We start from the raw sequence: 18,364 nt of genomic DNA, 5'->3' as shown, positions 1-18,364 counted from the left end.
CGCCTTCGCTTCGATGAGCCTGTTCATCGCAAGCATCTCTTTCATCGCGCTCGGCCTCTGAGGAGCGTCGATATTTCCTCTCAAGCACCTCCCGAAATGCGCCCCCTGGATTGAATAAGGGGGACGACGTGTCAGGTGAAACTGGACATGTCGGGTGATAAACGGGATATCCTGCCGACCAGACAGGAATCAGGGTGCGAATAATGGCAGACGACGGCAAAGCAGCATCGAGCGAGGCGCTTGGTTCGGACCCGCAGTTTGTGCATCTGCGCGTCCACTCGGCCTTCTCCCTGCTCGAAGGTGCGCTGCCGCTGAAGAAGGTCATCGGCAAGGCGGTTGCCGATAATCAGCCGGCGATCGGGATCGCCGACACCAACAACCTCTTTGCCGCGCTCGAGTTTTCGCAGAAAGCAGCCGACGACGGACTGCAACCGATTACCGGCTGCCAGCTTTCCATCGACATGGAAGACGAGGCGGATGGCGAACGGCGCGGCCACGCGCAACATCTCGCGAAGCTGCCCGCGATCGTCCTGATCGCCGCGACCGATGATGGTTACACCCGGCTCGTGGATCTGGTGAGCCGTGCCTATCTCAGCGGCGAGGGCAGCCAGGCGACTCGGATCACGCGCTCCTGGCTTGCCGAAAACGGTACGGACGGATTGATCGCGCTGACCGGTGCGTCGGGCGGCCCGGTGGACCTGGCCCTGAAGGCGGGCTCGACGGCACTGGCCGAAGCGCGTCTCGAGGCGCTGCATGATCTCTTCGGCGACCGGCTCTATATCGAGCTGCAGCGGCACGGCGGATTTGACCGCCGCCATGAGAGCCGGATTATCGACCTTGCATACAAGTTCGACATTCCGCTGGTTGCCACCAACGAAGCCTTCTTTCCGTCACCGTCCGACTATGACGCCCATGACGCCCTGATGGCGGTCGCGCACAACGCGATGGTTTCGGACGACAGCCGCTTCCGCCTGACGCCGGACCACTACCTCAAGAGCCGCAAGGAGATGGCTGCGCTTTTTGCCGATCTGCCGGAGGCGCTGGAAAACACTGTCGAGATCGCACGGCGCTGCTCTTTCATGCTGAAGACCCGCGGACCGATCCTGCCGCGCTTTACCGGCGCCACCGCAGATCCGGAAGAGGCGGAGCGCGCCGAGGCGGACGAACTGCGCCGCCAGGCGGAGGAGGGGCTCGAAGAGCGTCTCGCCAGGCTCGGCATGGCGCCCGGCTATAGCGAAGAGGAGTATCGCGAGCGCCTGGCCTTCGAACTCGGCGTTATCGAGCGCATGAAGTTCCCCGGCTACTTCCTGATCGTTGCCGACTTCATCAAATGGGCGAAGCAGCACGATATTCCCGTTGGGCCGGGCCGTGGTTCGGGTGCAGGGTCGCTCGTTGCCTATGCGCTGACGATCACCGACGTCGATCCGATGCGCTTCTCGCTGCTGTTCGAGCGCTTCCTCAATCCCGAGCGCGTCTCGATGCCCGACTTCGACATCGACTTCTGCCAGGACCGGCGCGAAGAGGTGATCCGCTACGTGCAGCGCAAGTATGGTCGCGAGCAGGTGGCGCAGATCATCACCTTCGGTTCGCTGCAGGCGCGTGCCGCACTGCGCGACGTCGGCCGCGTGCTCGAAATGCCCTATGGCCAGGTCGACAAGATCTGCAAGCTGGTGCCGAACAACCCGGCCAATCCGACGCCGCTCTCCAAGGCGATCGAGGAAGAGCCACGCCTGCAGGAGGAAGCCGAGAAGGAGCCAGTCGTCGCGCGGCTTCTCGACATCGCCCAGAAGATCGAAGGCCTCTATCGCCACGCCTCGACCCACGCCGCCGGTATCGTGATCGGCGACCGTCCGCTGTCTCAGCTCGTGCCGATGTATCGCGATCCGCGCTCCGACATGCCGGTCACCCAGTTCAACATGAAATGGGTGGAGCAGGCGGGCCTCGTCAAGTTCGACTTCCTCGGCCTGAAGACCCTGACCGTATTGAAGGTCGCGGTCGATTTCGTGAAGCAGCGCGGCATCGAGGTTGATCTGGCGAGCATCCCGCTCGACGACCCGAAGACCTATGAGATGCTGTCGCGCGGCGAAACGGTTGGCGTGTTCCAGGTGGAAAGCGCCGGCATGCGCAAGGCGCTGATCGGCATGCGGCCCGACTGCATCGAGGATATCATCGCGCTGGTGGCGCTCTATCGCCCGGGCCCGATGGAGAACATTCCGGTCTACAATGCCCGCAAGCATGGCGAGGAAGAAGTCGAGTCGATCCATCCGAAGATCGATCATCTGCTCAAGGAAACGCAGGGCGTTATCGTCTACCAGGAGCAGGTGATGCAGATCGCCCAGGTGCTCTCGGGCTACTCGCTCGGCGAGGCCGATCTTCTGCGCCGCGCCATGGGTAAGAAGATCAAGGAGGAGATGGACAAGCAGCGCGCCCGCTTCGTCGACGGCGCGGTGAAGAACGAGGTGTCGAAGCCGCAGGCGGACCTGATCTTCGACCTGCTCGCCAAGTTCGCCAACTACGGCTTCAACAAGTCGCACGCAGCGGCCTACGCCATCGTCTCCTACCAGACCGCCTATATGAAGGCGCACTATCCGGTGGAGTTCCTGGCGGCGTCGATGACGCTCGACATGTCCAACACGGAAAAGGTCAACGACTTCCGTCAGGACGCAAAGCGCCTGGGCATCGAGGTGATTGCACCGTCGGTGCAGTCCTCATTCCGACATTTCCAGACGGGCGAAAACCGCATCTATTATTCGCTTGCCGCAATCAAGGGCGTGGGCGAATCCGCGGTTGAGCATATCGTCGAAGTGCGCGGCGACCGGACCTTCGTGAGCCTTGAGGATTTCTGCCTCAGGATCGACCCCAAGCTTCTCAACCGTCGCGTCTTCGAAAGCCTGATCGCTGCCGGTGCGTTCGAATGCTTCGGCTATGACCGTGCGGAACTGGTCGGCGGGCTCGACCGCATCCTCGGCTTCGCCCAGCGTGCGCAGGAGAACAAGACGAGCGGCCAGAGCGATATGTTCGGGGCAGGGGCGGCAACCGGGCCGGAGCGTATCGCGCTCCCGACCTACACGCCCTGGCTCGCTTCGGAGAAGCTGCATCGCGAATTCCAAGTGCTGGGTTTCTACCTCTCCGCCCACCCGCTCGACACCTACAATGCGCTGCTCGCCAAGATGCGCGTGCAGACCTTCGGCGATTTCGCCGGCGCGGTGAAGAAGGGGGCAACCGCCGGCCGGCTTGCCGGCACAGTGACCTCGAAGCAGGAGCGCAAGACGCGCACCGGCAACAAGATGGGAATCGTCGCCTTCTCGGACTCTTCGGGCCAATTCGAGGCCGTGCTGTTCTCCGAAATGCTGCACCAGTATCGCGACCTCTTGGAGCCGGGCAAATCGCTGGTCATGACCGTTGCCGCCGAGGAGCGGCCGGAAGGCATCGGGCTGCGCATCCAGACCCTGCGCTCGCTCGAGGAAGAATCGCTGCAACTGCAGAAGGCGCTGCGCGTCTATGTGCGCGATTCCGGCCCGCTGAAATCGGTCGCCTCGCACCTCAACACCAGGGGCGACGGTCTCGTCTCCTTCGTCGTCATCAAGGACAACGGTCAGCGCGAGATCGAGGTGGAACTGAGCGAAAAGTTCCGGATCTCGCCGGAGATCGCTGCGGCGCTGCGCTCCGCGCCGGGCGTGGTCGACGTCGAGTTGGTTTGATCGGCGGACTTCTCCGTTTCGTTCGAAGCGAAGAAATCACACCGATCACCTTGAGGGTGGGCAGCTGGGACAGAAAGCGCACATTGTGCTTTCCTGCGGTTGCTGGGGATCAGTCACCGGGACGCGATCGGGTGACGGTGATGAAATCGGTGCCCTGGCCAGTCTCCAGCCCGCTTTCCGTGTCGGCGATCGAGAGCGACGAGCCCTCAGCCAGCAGTCCTTCAACCCGCTTGCGAACGTCGTCGGATATCGTCATTCGCGCCAGCGTGCGCTGTATGCCGTTATAAGCGAAGGGGTCGGCCTCAATGGAAATGCCGAGCCGCTTCTTCATCGAGGCGGGCAGGTGGTTTTCAAGCGAGACGCCGAACCATTTGCCTTCGGCGCCTTCTTCTTCATTGTGCCGGAACTGGAGGAAATGCGTCCCAAGGGCCTCTTCCGGTTTGTCGATGGTGAGGCCGGCTTCGAAAAGCGGCTTGAAACCTTGCCGTACGAGGATCTTGCCGTTCTGCGGCGGCGTTCGGCCGGCCTTACGCAGGAGCTTGTCGGTCAGTTCCGGCGTCAGCTTGCCATCACTCTCGAGACCTTCGCCCGTCTGGAAGGCGCGGAGCGCCGCAATGGTTGCCGTGCCTGCATGGCCGTCGATCGAGCCGGGCGCGTATCCGAGGAATTCCAACGAGGTTTGAACCTCGCGCATGGTGTCGCGCGCGTCGCTGCGCGTGATCAGGATGCGGATCGGCTCTTCCATCGATCTGGAGGTGCCGGCACCGCCGGTCGGCTCCCTCATCGCCACTTCCACCGGCGTATCTCCGGCCTGGCTGATCGCCGGTCTGAGCGGAACATCGGAAAGCGGCGGCTGGATATCTACCGGAACCGGACGGAAGAGCAGCGCGCTTTTAACCTCTGCGGGCGATATCTGCCGGTCCGAGATCAGCACATGCACGCCGCGCTCGGTCATCTTGTAGAGCGAGGCGGCGAAAGCGCTCGGCAGGCGCACGCAGCCATGCGAGGCGGGGTAGTCGGGCACGTGGTTGGAGCCGTGCAGCGCAATACCCGACCAGGTGAGCCGCTGCATGAACGGCATCGGCGCGTTCGAATAGATGTTCGACTTATGATGGCGTCGCTTTTCCAGGATAGAGAAGATACCGGTCGGCGTCGCATGGCCGGCCTTGCCGGTCGACACCGGTGACGTCGCAATCACGGCATCGCCGTCATAGACGACGAGCGATTGCTGGTCTTTCGAGACAATGATTTGCAGCGGCCCGCGACTGCCTGCAAAGCCGGTGGCCGGCGACAAAAGCAGAGCGACGAAGCTGGCGGTGAGAGCGAAACGCGATACCATACACTCAACCCAACACGTGACTTGGCGAACGAGCCTAGCCGGCAATCTTTAAGGAATTCATCCAGTCCGTGTGTGGGCCACATCAAGGTTGCGTGATCGCCGTGTATCTACGTTCAGTGATCGCGTTTGCGGGTACCGAAGGTATAGCCGGTCTCGACGCTCTCCTTACCGAACTTGTCGCGCAGCTTGTTCATGGCGTCTTCGGCCGCTGCCCGGCGGGTTGCCGCCGGATCGACAAGGTCCGGAGGGTCGGCCAGATCCGGGGCGGATAGATCGCTGACGCCAATCCCGATCAGGCGATACTTCGTGCCATCCGCCTCTTTCTCCAAAAGCTGAAGCCCGGTGCGGAAAATGCGGTCGGCAAGCCGGGTGGGGCTGTCGAGCCGCCGGTTGCGGGTGCGAAGCTTGAAGTCGGTGGTTTTGAGCTTCAGAACGACGGTCTGGCCCGCGAGTTCGGACTTTCGCAGCCGGTGGGCCACCTGCTCGCTCAGGCGCCTAAGGTGCGTGACCAGGTCGTCGTAGCGTGCGATGTCGTCATTGAACGTCGTCTCCGCGGAAACGCTCTTCGCCTCGCCGTCGATTTCGACCGCCCTCTCGTCGAGCCCGCGCGACAGGCGATAGAGCCGCTGCCCCATGGTGCCATAGCGGCGCATCAGGTCGGCTTCCTCCATGGTCTGCAATTGCCCGATCGTGCGCACGCCATAGCGTTCCAGGGTGGCGGCGAAGGCCTTGCCGACGCCCCAGATCAGAGTGACCGGTTTTTCCCTCAGGAACTCCAGCGCCTCGGCCTGACCGATGACGGAAAAGCCGCGCGGCTTTTGCAGATCGGAAGCCACCTTGGCGAGGAACTTGCAGTAGGAGAGGCCAACCGAAACGGTGATGCCGATCTCCTGCTCGACACGGCGGGCGAAGCGCGCGAGGGTGCGGGCCGGCGGATCGTGATGCAGTCGCTCGGTGCCTCTGAGCTCAAGAAATGCTTCGTCGATCGACAGTGGCTGCACCAGCGGCGTCAACTCCTGCATCAGCGTGCGGACCTCGCGGCCGACGCGCGCATATTTCTCCATGTTGGGTTTGATGACCACGGCCTGCGGGCAGGCCTCCAGCGCCTTGAACATCGGCATTGCCGAGCGCACGCCGTGAATGCGGGCGATGTAGCAGGCTGTGGACACCACGCCACGCTTGCCGCCGCCGATGATCACCGGCTTGTCGGCAAGCTCCGGATCATCGCGTTTCTCGATCGACGCATAGAAGGCGTCACAATCGATATGCGCCAAGGTGAGATCGTAGAGCTCGCTATGGCGCAGCAGGCGCGGACTGCCGCAGGCCGTGCAGCGCCGCGCGCTAGCGGCCTGTTCCTTGAGGCAGTCGCGGCAGAAGCCTGGAGATTGAGCAGCGCTGTCGGGCATATCAGGAACAAATATTGAACATCGCGACCTTACGCTCTACGCTAGTGAGTCTCAAGGGAGGCTCTGTTGGAAATCACACTCCAGTTCTCACCTGTCACGGCAGATAGTTGGGCGGATTTCGAGCAGCTTTTTGGGCCGAACGGTGCCTATGGCGGTTGCTGGTGCACCGCGTTGCGCCTGCCGCATTCCGTTCGAACGGCGATGCCGGCAAGGGAGCGCAAGGCCTTTATCAAGGCTCGTATCGATACCGCGCCGTCGCCCGGTATCCTCGGCTATTTCGAGGGAACGCCGGTGGCCTGGGTTCAGGTTGGTCCGCGCCAGGATGTTCCGCAGTTCAATTCGCCGCGCACGGTCGCGCGACCGCTGGAGGACCGTGAAGCGACCGATCCGACGATCTGGGCGCTGAGCTGTCTGTTCATGCAGTCGAAGCTGCGGGGCAGGGGGTTGAGCCATCAAATCGTGCGCGCCGCGATCGACCACGCCAGGGCGGGCGGCGCGCGCTATCTCGATGCTTGTCCGATCGATCGTGCCAAACAGTCCAAGTCAGTCGCCCTTTGGGTCGGCGCGACGACGGTCTTCGAGGCTGCAGGATTCGACATCGTGGCGCGCCGCAAGGATGGTAGACCGCTGATGCGATTGGATTTGAACTGATGGGAACCGGCGCTGAACTGGCCCTCGAAATGCGCGCGGATGGTGGCCGCCGCTTCCGGCCAGTCGGCCACAGCGCGGATGCCGGCGTCCGGTTTTGGTGCAAGCGCGCGAAACTCCGCGTTAACCATCAGGTTGATCAGCAGGCAGGACGGCGTGTGATGCTGGACCGACTGCAGGTTGCGAAGAATATCATCCACGAAGACCAGCGGAACCGGGCGTCCGCCGTGCAAATTTTGGACGATCGGTCCCTTCGGTTCCTCGGAGGCAAGCAGCGGATAGGGAAGGCCAAGCCGGTCGAGCAAGGCACGGCGGACCGCCGCGTGATGCGGCGGCATCGCCGTCAGGAAAACGATGTCCGCTTCCTTCGACAGAGCAGCCAAAGTCTCGACGACCTGTGCAGCCGGCGTCTGCCAGCGATCCTGCGTCCCGTAGAAGGAATCAAGCAGGGCTTTGACCTCCGCCTCCGCCAGCGGTTGTTCGTTCGCGCGATCGATGATGTTGCCGGTCAGGCGGAACGATCGGGGCAGCAGCACGTGGCCGCAGCTATCGAGAAAGGCTTTGAAGGGATTGATGAATTCGAGCACGACCTCATCGACGTCGCTGACGATCAGCGGGCGCTCTCGAAGCTGTATGCGGTCGTCTATAGACCTGCCTGGCACGCTCAATCCTCAAAACCCGAATGGCCCGAAAGCGCCGCATGGGCGCTCACGACATCTTCCGGTGCCGTGCCGGTTGCCTGGCAGAATGCCATCAGCGTCGGCTCGTGGTCCATGAGAAAGGCGATGAGACCGCCCATGAAGCCGGGTTCGGCAATGGCATTGCGCAACGCCGTTGGATCGGTGCCCGTCAGTGCCAGGAAACGGGACAGAAGCTCAGGCTCGCCCGCGAGCCAGGCAAGGATGTCGATGGCGATTTCGTCAGCGCTCTTCAATGCTTCGTCCCCGTATGGTTTTTACGTGCGGAGTTACCTATTTTTCAACCAAATAGGCCTATCTCTGAAGTTGAGGAAATGGGTCGAGTCGTCGGCTCTGCAAGTTAAATGTCCTGAGGAGACTTGCAAGACGATGATGGACAGCAAGGGATCGACATGCCCAAACAGGTAATGATTGTTGAAGACAACGAGCTGAACATGAAACTGTTCCGCGACCTGATTGAGGCTTCCGGCTACGCGACGATCCAGACGCGCAACGGCATGGAGGCGCTCGAGCTCGCGCGCAAGCACCGGCCCGATCTCATTCTCATGGACATCCAGTTGCCGGAAGTATCCGGTCTGGAAGTGACGAAATGGCTGAAGGAAGATGACGAGCTTCACGTCATTCCGGTCATTGCGGTCACCGCATTTGCGATGAAGGGCGACGAGGAACGGATCCGCCAGGGTGGATGCGAAGCCTATGTTTCCAAGCCGATTTCCGTACCGAAGTTCATAGAAACGATCAAAACCTACCTGGGCGATGCCTGAGCGGCGGGAAAATTGATATGACTGCGCGTATTCTTGTCGTTGATGATGTTCCGGCCAATGTGAAGTTGCTCGAAGCCCGGCTGCTCGCCGAGTATTTCGATGTACTGACGGCCAATGACGGCTATTCGGCGCTGGCGCTTTGCGAGAAGACGCCCATCGATCTCGTGCTTCTCGACGTTATGATGCCCGGCCTCGATGGCTTCGAGGTCTGCGAACGTCTGAAGGCCAATCCGCGCACGGCGCATATTCCCGTCGTCATGGTGACGGCGCTCGACCAGCCGTCGGATCGCGTGCGCGGCCTGAAGGCCGGCGCCGACGACTTCCTGACCAAGCCCGTCAACGATCTCCAGCTAATGTCGCGCGTGAAGAGCCTGGTGCGGTTGAAGAATGTCAGCGATGAATTGCGCCTGCGCGCCCAGACGGCGCAGACCATCGGCCTCGAAGACGTCGGCGGTGCGGATCGTCCGGACGAGCCGGGCAATGTTCTGCTCGTCGATGGCCGTGGCTCGTCACAGGAGCGGCTGCAACGCGCCCTCAAGCCGATCGCCGATGTTTCGGTGATTTCCGATCCGCAGGCAGCGCTCTTCGAAGCGGCCGAGAACAACTTCGACCTGGTCATCGTCAATGCGAATTTCGACGACTACGATCCCCTGCGGCTGTGTTCGCAGTTGCGCTCGCTGGAGCGGACGCGCTTCATCCCGATCCTCTTGATCGCGGAGCAGGGCAGCGACGAGATGGTGGTGCGTGCGCTCGATCTCGGCGTGACCGATTATCTGATGCGGCCGGTTGATCCCAATGAACTGATTGCCCGCTCCATGACCCAGATCCGGCGCAAGCATTGCAATGACAGGCTGCGCTCGAGCGTGCAGCAGACCATCGAACTTGCCGTCACCGATGGCCTGACAGGCTTGCACAACCGCCGCTATTTCGACACCCACCTGAAACTGTTGATGGACCGGGCTGCGGCGCGCGGCCGGCCGCTCTCCATCTGCATGACCGACATCGACCGTTTCAAACAGGTCAACGATACCTACGGCCATGATGCCGGCGACGAAGTGCTGCGGGAGTTCGCCAACCGCATTCGCACCACCGTGCGCGGGGCCGATCTTGCCTGCCGCTTCGGCGGAGAGGAATTCGTCGTCGTGATGCCGGATACGTCGGCTGAAATGGCGGCGGGCGTCGCCGAGCGCTTGCGCATGATTATCGAAAGCCTGCCGTTCCCGGTTCCGCAGGCGGATGGCGTTTTGAAGGTAACGGCGTCGATGGGAATAGCGACGCTCAGGCCGGGTGCTGACACGGCCGAGGCTCTGCTGAAGCGCGCGGATACGGCGCTCTACCAGGCCAAGCACGAGGGCCGCAACCGCGTGGTGGCGGCGGCCGCCTGAGCGTTTGTCCGTCCAATCCGGGCGCTCCGCGACCCAGTGATTTTCTTGGGTCACCTCTTGCGGGTTGCATTTAAAGTTGTATTCTCGCCACAGCCGATGCTACCGGGGAGATTGGGTAGCCGCGGCGCCCATGCGTGTGCCTGTCTCAGTCTGATACAAAATTAACCATGCGCTTAGCGGCACCGCTTCGCGCATTAAGAATTCGTTGATTTTTTTCCATTTTCAGGTGATGCTGATGAACAAGTAGGCATCGCCTACCAACATTTTACTTACCCCATGATGCTCAGGTCCGCCGCATCTCCTGGGTCGTGGGGTCGGTCGGTTGGCTTTTGACTTCTGCGGAATCCTCGTGCCGCAGTCAGACGCCAGCCGACCCCCTTTTCCGAAGCGCCGTCCCATCTTGGGGCGGCGTTTTTGCTTTCTCGGCACCGGGCGAGGGGGCGCCGTGTCGGCATGTCTTTCAAGCATCCTTTGACCTGTCACCGAAGCCAGCGGTGCCTTGCGCGCCGTTTCCCGGACGTCCAAAAGGAAAGGGCGCCTGACCTTGCGGTCGGCGCCCTAAATTCCCGAGAAACGGTCGATCTTACTTGATCTTGGTTTCCTTGAACTCAACGTGCTTCTTGACGACCGGGTCGTACTTGGTCTTGGTCATCTTTTCCGTCATCGTACGGCTGTTCTTGGTCGTGACGTAGAAGAAACCCGTGTCGGCTGTCGAAAGCAGCTTGATCTTGATGGTGGTGGCTTTTGCCATGGTCGTCCTGCCTTTGTAACAATGAAAGCCGTGGACAACCGGTTGCGGGCCACGGGCAAGGTTGGCGCGAAACTACAAATCGCGGCCGAAAAGTCAAGGCCGTTTTGGCTTCAAAACGATCCTGACCACCGAAAGCGCGACATAGAGGCCGAAAAAGCCGGCGATCGCCCAGGCAAAGCCATTGTTGCCGGTGGCATCCATTGAAGCACCGATGGCCTGCGGCCCCGCAACCGTGCCGACGGCATAGGAGAACACGAAAGCGGCGTTGGCGGCGGCAAGATCGGCGCCCTGCAGCCGCGAGCCAAGGTGGCTGAGACCGACCGTGTAGAGCCCGGAGACGCAGCCGCCCCAGAACAGCAATACGATCGCCATCAGGAACCAGCTTTCGACCAGAAGCGGCAGGAACAGCGCGCCAACAAGGCCGATAACAGTCATGGCCGAGAGCAGGGTTCGCCGGTCTTTGACGCGGTCGGACAACATGCCGACCGGGATCTGGAAGATGAAATTTCCGACCCCCATGACAGTCAGCAGGAGGGCCGCCTGCGATTCGCTGAAACCGGCTCTCGTGCCGAAGATGAGGAACAGCGAAAGACCGCCTGATTCGACCGCGCCGAAGATGAACACGGCGGCGGTTGCGGTGGGCACGAGGAAGACGTAGCGCAGGAAATGCCGCTCCGGCTTCTCGTCTATGACGGGGCTTTCGTCGCGTGCGAGGAAGATCGGCACCGAGGCAAGCAGGATGACGCCGGCGCCAACCATGAAAGGCAGGATGCCTTCACTGCCGAGGATTGAAAACAACAGCGGCCCGGTCAGGAAGCCCAGCGACAGGAACGTGCCATAGATGCCGAGCACGAAGCCGCGCTTTGCCGGCGGCGCCGTGGCGTTGATCCAGAACTCGGAGAGAATGAAGAGGACGGTGATCGCCCCATGGAAAACGATCCGCAGCGGGAACCAGAGCCAGAAGTTGGTAATGTAGTAAAAGCCGAACGAACTCGTTGCTGCGATCAGGACGGCCCACAGCATTGTCGGCGCGACGCCGTGTCTATGAGCGAACTTGGTCGTGAACGGGGCGGCAACCATCGATGCCACGCCAGCCATGGCGGAGTTCAAGCCGATCAGCGTCGAGGAGATTCCGCGCTTCTCCATGATGATCGACAGGAGCGGCAGACCGAGACCAATTGCAATGCCGACCGCACTGATCGCTGCAACGGCGGCGATCAGCGACCGCCAGTGAATTTCCTCAACCGGTGCAACTGTACCGGGCGACGGCTGTGACATGCGACGAGGGTCCTTAGAGCAACGTGCGGACGAGGCGCCCACGGCGCGCGGCATAAAGTGGCACCTCTCGTTCGCAGGGGAGCGACGGATCGGTGTCGAGACTGCTTCTGAGGTCAGCAAGTATGATGGCGGTGATGTCGGGTATCCGTAGAGACGGAGAATCGTTCACATCGATCCACTGCAAATCCTGAAGCTCCCGGCTGTCCAGGAAGCGTGTCGGATCGATTTTGGCCTCGTCCGCAAACAATGCGAAGAAGCGCGTATCGAACCGCCGCGCGTGGCCCGGAGGGGTAATGGCCCGAGCCATATAGCGCAACTTTGCAAGATCGGGAAGAAATGGAACCGGCGCTGTGGCAGAGGGAGCCGGTTGCCCGACGGCGATGCCGGCCTCTTCGTAAAGTTCGCGCAGTGCGGCAAGGGCGAGCGCGCGTGCGCGTGCATCCGTCAGCTCGCGCGTGCCGGCCGCCTTCAGCGCATGCAGGACGGAAGGGTGCAGGTCGGAGCCGAAGCCGATGCGGTGATCGCCGGCATCGCGCCGCCCACCGGGGAAGACATAGAGATCCGGCATGAAGACATGGGCGCTGTGCCGTTTGCCCATCAGGACGCGCACGCGTCCCCCTTGGCGGTCAAGCAGCATGACGGAGGCCGCATCGCGTGGCCTGACGGCTGCGGAACGTTGGCGTTCGACCTCGCCGCCCAGGCCCCGCGCAGACGTCATGCCCTGTCGTCTCGCGGCGGCAGGACATCTTCCGGTGCGTCTTCGTGGCCGCCGAAACCGTGCATCCTGAGCGCCCATTGCAAGCCGATGACGGCACCCTTGATCGGCTGCAGCAGCGCCAACGAACTGATCACGGTGATCGGTGCCCAGATTGCCAGATGCTGCCACGTTGTCAGCGGCAGGATGAGATCGGTCATCATGTAGCCCGCAAGCACGACGTGGCCGACGATCGTCACGACGATATAGGGCGGGAAGTCATCGGCGCGGTGATGGTCCATGCGTTCGCCGCAGGCGGCGCAGGCATCGACGGACTTGACGTAGCTGCGAAACAGCTTGCCGCTGCCACAGGCCGGGCAACGGCCGAGAAAGCCGCGCTTCATCGAAAGGCCAACGGAGCGCTTGTCGCTTTCGCTACCGCCCAGTTGAAGTGTTTCGCCTGCCGCTGCTTTCATGCCTAATCCTCTGCCTTACGGGAGTTCTAACGCCTGCCTCGCGGCGGCCGCGTTCCCGGCGTCTTACGTGCTCCGGTGCGATCGCGCCGGCCGGACTTGTGGAAGGAGCGCGTTGCCGTCGGCATCTTGCGCCCCTCGCTTTGCATCTCGAACCTGAGCGCACCCGCAAGCGGCACAGCTTCAACGAGCTTAACGCGCACCGGATCGCCGAGGCGATAGCCGAGCCCGGTCTTTTCGCCGGAAAGCGCCTGATGCGCCTCATCATAGATGAAGTAGTCGCGCCCGAGCGTAGATATCGGAACGAAGCCATCGGCGCCATAGGCGGGCAGGGTGACAAAGAGTCCCGCCTTGGTGACGCCGGAGACGCGGCCTTCGAATTCCTCGCCGACACGGCCATTCAGATGGTGTGCGATCAGCCGGTCGACGGTGTCGCGCTCCGCCGCCATGGCGCGACGCTCGAAGGTCGAGATCTCGGCGGCGATGTCGTCGAGCACGCCCTCTTCCTGCGGCGTCAGCCCGCCTTCGCCAAGGCCGAGCGAGGCAACCAGCGCCCGGTGCACGATCAGGTCGGCATAGCGCCGGATAGGCGAGGTGAAATGTGCGTACTTCAAAAGGTTCAGGCCGAAGTGCCCGATGTTCTCGGGGCTGTAGATCGCCTGGCTCTGCGACCGCAGCACCATCTCGTTGACCATCGTCTCGAAGGGTTTTCCCTCGGCCTTGGCGAGAATGCCGTTGAAATGGTTCGAGCGCATGTTGCCGCCCTTGACGAGCGAGATGTCGAGCGTCGCCAGGAACTCGCGCAGGCTTTCCTGCTTGGCGAGCGACGGCTGGTCGTGCACGCGATAGATCAGCACCTGGCGCTTCTGCTCCAGCGTCTCGGCGGCCGCGACGTTTGCCTGGATCATCATCTCTTCGATCAGCTTGTGGGCGTCGAGGCGTTCCGGGACGAAAACGCGATCGACCGTGCCGTCGGGCTTCAGGATGATCTTGCGCTCGGGCATGTTGAGTTCGAGCGGCTGGCGCCGGTCGCGCCCGCGCGTGAGGATCCGATAGGCTTCCCAGAGCGGCTTCAGGATCGCGTCGAGGATCGGCCCGGTCTTGTCGTCCGGGTTGCCGTCGATCGCCGCCTGTGCCTGCTGATAGGAGAGCTTGGCAGCACTCTTCATCATGATGCGGTGGAAGGTGTGGCCGGCCTTGCGGCCTTCCTTGGAGAAGCGCATGCGCACGGCAAGCGCCGGACGATCGACGCCTTCCTTCAGCGAGCAGAGGTCGTTCGAAATCCGTTCGGGCAGCATCGGTACCACCCGGTCGGGGAAATAGACCGAGTTGCCGCGCTTCAGCGCTTCCAGGTCCAGCGCCGATTTCGGACGGACGTAATAGGAGACGTCGGCGATTGCGACCGTGACGATGACGCCGCCGGGATTGTCCTCGGACGGGTCGGGTTCGGCATAAACCGCATCGTCGTGATCTTTGGCATCGGCCGGGTCGATGGTGATCAGCGGCAGCGTGCGCCAATCCTCGCGATGGGCCATGGTGGCGGGACCGGCGGCGTTCGCCTCTTCGATCACACGCTCGGGGAAGATGTGGGGGATGCCATGCGCGTGGATGGCAATCATCGAGATTGCCTTCTCCGAGGCCACGGAGCCGATGACGTTTTGGACCTGGGCCCGTGGCAGACCGTAGCGACCGAGGCGCGAGAGCTGCACTTCGACCAGATCGCCATCCTGCGCGTTGCCGGTGAACTCCGGATCGACGAGCACTTCTTCGCCGCGCTTCTCGATCGGCATCAGCCGGCCGCCGCCGCCTGGAGTGGCGCGGAAGACGCCGAGCACGGCGTCCTTGCGCTTGTCGAGAACCTTGATGATGCGCGCCGTATAGGCAGGACCGCCACGCTCCTTGGCGGGGAAGATCTTGGCGAGCACCCGGTCGCCGAGACCGCCGACCGGTACCTTGCCCTTGGCCTTGCCGACAACCGACTGCTTGATCAGCACCGCCGGCGCGACGCCGTCATCGTCCAGCCACTCGGCGGGACGGCCGATCAGTTCGCCGTCGACGTCGCGGATGGTGATGTCGAGCACGGTCACCGGGGGCAGGGCGCCGGGACGCACCAGCGACTTGCGCTTCTTTTCGACGAGGCCGTCCACTTCCAGCGACTTCAGCAGCGCCTTGAGCTCGACACGGGTATCGCCCTTGAGCCCGAAGGCCTTGGCGATCTCGCGCTTGGAGGCGCGGTCCGGGTTTTCGGCAATGAAACGCATCAGCACGTCACGCGGCGGAACCGCGCCGTGGATGATGGGCTCGCTTGCCGGAGCCGGTCCTCCCTTGGCCGCGCGAGCAGGCTTCTTGCCCATGGCTCTTCTGCCGGACTGTTCGGTCGGATCGCGCGGTATTCTGGTCAAGATCAGCCCTTCTTGGCCTTGGCGGCCGTCTTCGTTTTGCTCTTGGCAGGTGCCTTGGCCTTGGTCGACTTGGTTGCGCCGTCCTCGGACTTTGCCGCCGCCTTGGTCGTCTTGGCCTTCACGGGCTTGCCCTTGGTAGTTCCACCCTTGGCGGCACGCTCCGAAATCAGCACGAGTGCCTCCTCGACCGTCACCGACTGCGGATCCTTGCCCTTCGGCAGCGTCGCGTTGACCTTGCCCCAGTTTACATAGGGGCCATAGCGACCGTCACGAACGGTGATGGAGCCGCCGTCCGGGTGGTCGCCAAGTTCCTTGAGCGAGGCGGCGGCGGTGCGGCCACGCCCGGCACCGGCCTTCGACTGCTTGTCGGCGAGAACCGACACGGCGCGATTGAGGCCGATCGAGAAGACGTCTTCGATCGATTCGAGATTGGCATAGGTGCCGTCGTGCAGCACGAACGGTCCGTAGCGGCCAAGGCCGGTCGAGATCATCTTGCCGCTTTCGGGGTGCGCGCCGATATCGCGCGGCAGCGACAGCAGCGCGACCGCCTTCTCATGGTCGATCGTCGATGGCGTCCAGCCCTTCGGCAGGCTCGAGCGCTTCGCTTCCTTGCCGTCGCCGCGCTGGACATAGGGGCCGAAACGGCCGCTGCGCAGGGTGATTTCCTCGCCGGTATGCGGATCCTTGCCGAGCGCCTGCGGTTCATTGGAGACCGCCGCTTCCTGGTCGCCGTTGCTTTCGGAGGAAAGCTGGCGGGTGAAGTTGCACTCCGGATAGTTCGAGCAGCCGACGAAGGCGCCATATTTGCCAAGCTTCAGCGACAGCTTGCCGGTGCCGCAGACCTGGCAGATGCGTGGATCACCGCCGTCTTCGCGCTTCGGGAAGACCAGCGGCGCCAGTTCCTCGTTCAGCGCATCGAGCACGTTGGTGACGCGCAGCTCCTTTGTTTCCTCGATCTGTGCGAAGAAATCCTTCCAGAAGTCGCGAAGTACATCCTTCCAGTTGACCTCACCGGCCGAGACCTGGTCGAGCTTTTCTTCGAGCGACGCCGTGAAGTCGTAGCCGACATAGCGCGTGAAGAAGCTTTCCAGAAACGCCGTCACCAACCGCCCCTTGGCCTGGGGTATGAGCTTGCGCTTGTCGTTGGTGATGTAGTCGCGGTCGAGCAGGGTCGTGACCGTCGCGGCATAGGTCGACGGCCGGCCGATGCCGAGCTCTTCCATCTTCTTGATCAGGCTCGCTTCCGAGTAGCGCGGGGGCGGCTCGGTGAAGTGCTGCGAGGCGTTGATCTTCTGCTTGGCGAGGTTTTCGCGCGCGTTGATTTCCGGCAGGCGGCCATCCTCCTCGCCATCATCCGTCTGCTCGCCGTCTTCCTTGGCATCCGTATAGGCGGCGATGAAGCCGTCGAAGCGGATGACCGAGCCGGTGGCGCGCAGGCCCGCCTTCTGGCCGCCGTTGTCGGCAGTGATTTCTGCCGTGGTGCGCTCGATCTCGGCCGATGCCATCTGGCTCGCGATGCCACGCTTCCAGACCAGATCGTAGAGGCGCAGCATGTCACCGTCGAGGAAGCGGCGGACCTGGTCCGGCGTCCGATTGAAGTCGGTCGGGCGGATGGCTTCGTGCGCTTCCTGGGCGTTCTTCGCCTTGGTCGAATAGAAACGCGGCTTTTCCGGCAGGTAGCGGTCGCCGAACTGGCTGGCAATCGCCTTGCGCGAGGCCTCGACCGCTTCCGGCGCCATCTGCACGCCGTCGGTACGCATATAGGTGATCAGACCGACCGTCTCGCCGCCGATGTCGACGCCTTCATAGAGCTTCTGCGCGACCTGCATGGTGCGCGATGCGGAGAAGCCGAGTTTGGAGGAGGCGGCCTGCTGCAGTGTTGAGGTGGTGAAAGGCGGCGACGGGTTACGCTTGACCGGCTTTGCCTCGATGCTGTCGACGACATAGGCGGCGCCATCGAGCAGGGTCTTCAGCCGGTTGGCCTCTTCGCCATTGCCGACAGCCCTTGGCGCGAGGCGCTTGCCATCGGCCGAGACGAGGCGGGCCTCGAACTCGTCGCCGCGCGGGGTCTTCAGCAGCGCGGAGATGTTCCAGTATTCCTCGGAGATGAAGCGCTCGATCTCGGACTCGCGATCGCAGACAAGGCGCAGCGTGACGGACTGCACACGGCCGGCCGAGCGGGCGCCCGGAAGCTTGCGCCAGAGGACCGGCGACAGGTTGAAGCCGACGAGATAGTCGAGCGCGCGGCGCGCCAGATAGGCGTCGACCAGCGAGATGTCGATGTCGCGCGGATGGGCGATCGCCTCGAGCACGGCCTTCTTGGTGATGGCGTTGAAGGCGACGCGCTTCACCGGCTTGTCGCCGAGCACCTTCTTTTTCTTCAAGAGGTCGAGCACGTGCCAGGAAATGGCTTCGCCTTCGCGATCCGGGTCGGTTGCGAGAATGAGGCCGTCAGCGGACTTTACCGCGTCGGCAATGTCCTTCATGCGCTTGGCCGAGGCGCCATCGACCTCCCAGGACATTTCGAAGTCTTCATCCGGACGGACCGAACCGTCCTTCGCCGGCAGATCGCGCACATGGCCAAACGAAGCCAGCACCTTGTAGTTAGGCCCGAGGTACTTGTTGATCGTCTTTGCCTTGGAAGGCGACTCCACCACTACAACATTCATCGTCATTTTCTGAGACAACCGGTTCTGGTTCGGGCGTCAGCGCTGTCAGCGCCGTGTGTCGCCTGGTATCGATGCCCCGAAATGGACAGGGATTCGTGCGGGGTCAAGAGGGTTCACCCAAAATAACGATGAGAGGAGGTGATGCAACTCATGCAA

Annotated in this window: 13 protein-coding genes; 4 read left to right on the top strand and 9 right to left on the bottom strand. The window is 62.5% G+C overall.

The features are described 5' to 3' along the window. Positions 1-203: 203 nt before the first annotated feature. Entirely contained in the window at positions 204-3,701 is a 3,498-nt protein-coding gene (dnaE, locus tag AC070A_RS18580; RefSeq protein ID WP_113479290.1) for a DNA polymerase III subunit alpha, read from the top strand. Between the two features lie 109 nt (positions 3,702-3,810). Here the strand turns inward: dnaE and AC070A_RS18575 are convergent, their stop codons facing one another. Continuing rightward, on the bottom strand, positions 3,811-5,040 hold the full coding sequence (locus tag AC070A_RS18575; protein WP_113479289.1) for a L,D-transpeptidase family protein: 1,230 nt from the start codon (positions 5,038-5,040) through the stop codon (positions 3,811-3,813). Positions 5,041-5,153: 113 nt separating this feature from the next. After that, positions 5,154-6,446 carry a DNA polymerase IV gene (locus tag AC070A_RS18570; protein ID WP_058329345.1) on the bottom strand — a complete coding sequence of 431 codons (1,293 nt, stop codon included), beginning with the start codon at positions 6,444-6,446 and terminating at the stop codon, positions 5,154-5,156. Positions 6,447-6,512: 66 nt separating this feature from the next. Between AC070A_RS18570 and AC070A_RS18565 the strand changes: the two genes are divergently transcribed. Further along, a complete protein-coding gene (locus AC070A_RS18565) occupies positions 6,513-7,097 on the top strand; it encodes a GNAT family N-acetyltransferase (protein ID WP_113479288.1) in 585 nt (194 codons plus the stop codon). Positions 7,098-7,758: 661 nt separating this feature from the next. On the opposite strand, the gene AC070A_RS18560 is transcribed toward AC070A_RS18565, so the two are convergent. Further along, entirely contained in the window at positions 7,759-8,028 is a 270-nt protein-coding gene (locus AC070A_RS18560) for a DUF3572 domain-containing protein (protein WP_113479287.1), read from the bottom strand. A gap of 156 nt (positions 8,029-8,184) precedes the next feature. Between AC070A_RS18560 and AC070A_RS18555 the strand changes: the two genes are divergently transcribed. Together AC070A_RS18555 and AC070A_RS18550 are read left to right on the top strand one after the other, a co-directional pair. Further along, positions 8,185-8,556 carry a response regulator gene (locus AC070A_RS18555; RefSeq protein ID WP_003537642.1) on the top strand — a complete coding sequence of 124 codons (372 nt, stop codon included), beginning with the start codon at positions 8,185-8,187 and terminating at the stop codon, positions 8,554-8,556. A gap of 17 nt (positions 8,557-8,573) precedes the next feature. After that, positions 8,574-9,941, top strand: coding sequence for a PleD family two-component system response regulator (locus AC070A_RS18550; RefSeq protein ID WP_057252290.1), 1,368 nt, complete (start codon positions 8,574-8,576; stop codon positions 9,939-9,941). Between the two features lie 583 nt (positions 9,942-10,524). On the opposite strand, the gene rpmG is transcribed toward AC070A_RS18550, so the two are convergent. The 6 genes from rpmG to topA all read right to left on the bottom strand — a co-directional run bounded on the left by rpmG (position 10,525) and on the right by topA (position 18,208). After that, complete coding sequence (gene rpmG / locus AC070A_RS18545) at positions 10,525-10,692, bottom strand: 50S ribosomal protein L33 (RefSeq protein WP_034795357.1); 168 nt, start codon at positions 10,690-10,692, stop codon at positions 10,525-10,527. A 93-nt stretch (positions 10,693-10,785) separates the two neighbouring features. Continuing rightward, positions 10,786-11,970, bottom strand: coding sequence for an MFS transporter (locus tag AC070A_RS18540; RefSeq protein WP_093232267.1), 1,185 nt, complete (start codon positions 11,968-11,970; stop codon positions 10,786-10,788). Between the two features lie 13 nt (positions 11,971-11,983). After that, positions 11,984-12,688, bottom strand: coding sequence for an NUDIX hydrolase (locus AC070A_RS18535; RefSeq protein ID WP_057252288.1), 705 nt, complete (start codon positions 12,686-12,688; stop codon positions 11,984-11,986). After that, a complete protein-coding gene (locus AC070A_RS18530; protein WP_057252287.1) occupies positions 12,685-13,140 on the bottom strand; it encodes a DUF983 domain-containing protein in 456 nt (151 codons plus the stop codon). Before AC070A_RS18530 ends, AC070A_RS18535 begins: the two co-directional genes overlap by 4 nt. A 26-nt stretch (positions 13,141-13,166) precedes the next feature. Beyond that, positions 13,167-15,539 carry a ribonuclease R gene (rnr, locus tag AC070A_RS18525; protein ID WP_057252286.1) on the bottom strand — a complete coding sequence of 791 codons (2,373 nt, stop codon included), beginning with the start codon at positions 15,537-15,539 and terminating at the stop codon, positions 13,167-13,169. A 2-nt stretch (positions 15,540-15,541) separates the two neighbouring features. Then, complete coding sequence (topA, locus tag AC070A_RS18520; RefSeq protein WP_112995488.1) at positions 15,542-18,208, bottom strand: type I DNA topoisomerase; 2,667 nt, start codon at positions 18,206-18,208, stop codon at positions 15,542-15,544. Between the last annotated feature and the right edge of the window lie 156 nt (positions 18,209-18,364).

The sequence above is a fragment of the Ensifer sp. GW101-20A05 genome, assembly GCF_059424735.1.
The sequence above is the reverse complement of the archived record's forward strand: the minus strand, read 5'-3'. Positions and strand labels throughout refer to the sequence as shown.

Excerpts from the sequence above, each read along its gene's own strand:
- dnaE (WP_113479290.1), top strand. The coding sequence starts at position 204 with ATGGCAGACGACGGCAAAGCAGCATCGAGCGAGGCGCTTGGTTCGGAC.
- AC070A_RS18575 (WP_113479289.1), bottom strand. The coding sequence starts at position 5,040 with ATGGTATCGCGTTTCGCTCTCACCGCCAGCTTCGTCGCTCTGCTTTTG.
- AC070A_RS18570 (WP_058329345.1), bottom strand. The coding sequence starts at position 6,446 with ATGCCCGACAGCGCTGCTCAATCTCCAGGCTTCTGCCGCGACTGCCTC.
- AC070A_RS18555 (WP_003537642.1), top strand. The coding sequence starts at position 8,185 with ATGCCCAAACAGGTAATGATTGTTGAAGACAACGAGCTGAACATGAAA.
- AC070A_RS18550 (WP_057252290.1), top strand. The coding sequence starts at position 8,574 with ATGACTGCGCGTATTCTTGTCGTTGATGATGTTCCGGCCAATGTGAAG.
- rpmG (WP_034795357.1), bottom strand. The coding sequence starts at position 10,692 with ATGGCAAAAGCCACCACCATCAAGATCAAGCTGCTTTCGACAGCCGAC.
- AC070A_RS18540 (WP_093232267.1), bottom strand. The coding sequence starts at position 11,970 with ATGTCACAGCCGTCGCCCGGTACAGTTGCACCGGTTGAGGAAATTCAC.
- AC070A_RS18535 (WP_057252288.1), bottom strand. The coding sequence starts at position 12,688 with ATGACGTCTGCGCGGGGCCTGGGCGGCGAGGTCGAACGCCAACGTTCC.
- AC070A_RS18530 (WP_057252287.1), bottom strand. The coding sequence starts at position 13,140 with ATGAAAGCAGCGGCAGGCGAAACACTTCAACTGGGCGGTAGCGAAAGC.
- topA (WP_112995488.1), bottom strand. The coding sequence starts at position 18,208 with ATGAATGTTGTAGTGGTGGAGTCGCCTTCCAAGGCAAAGACGATCAAC.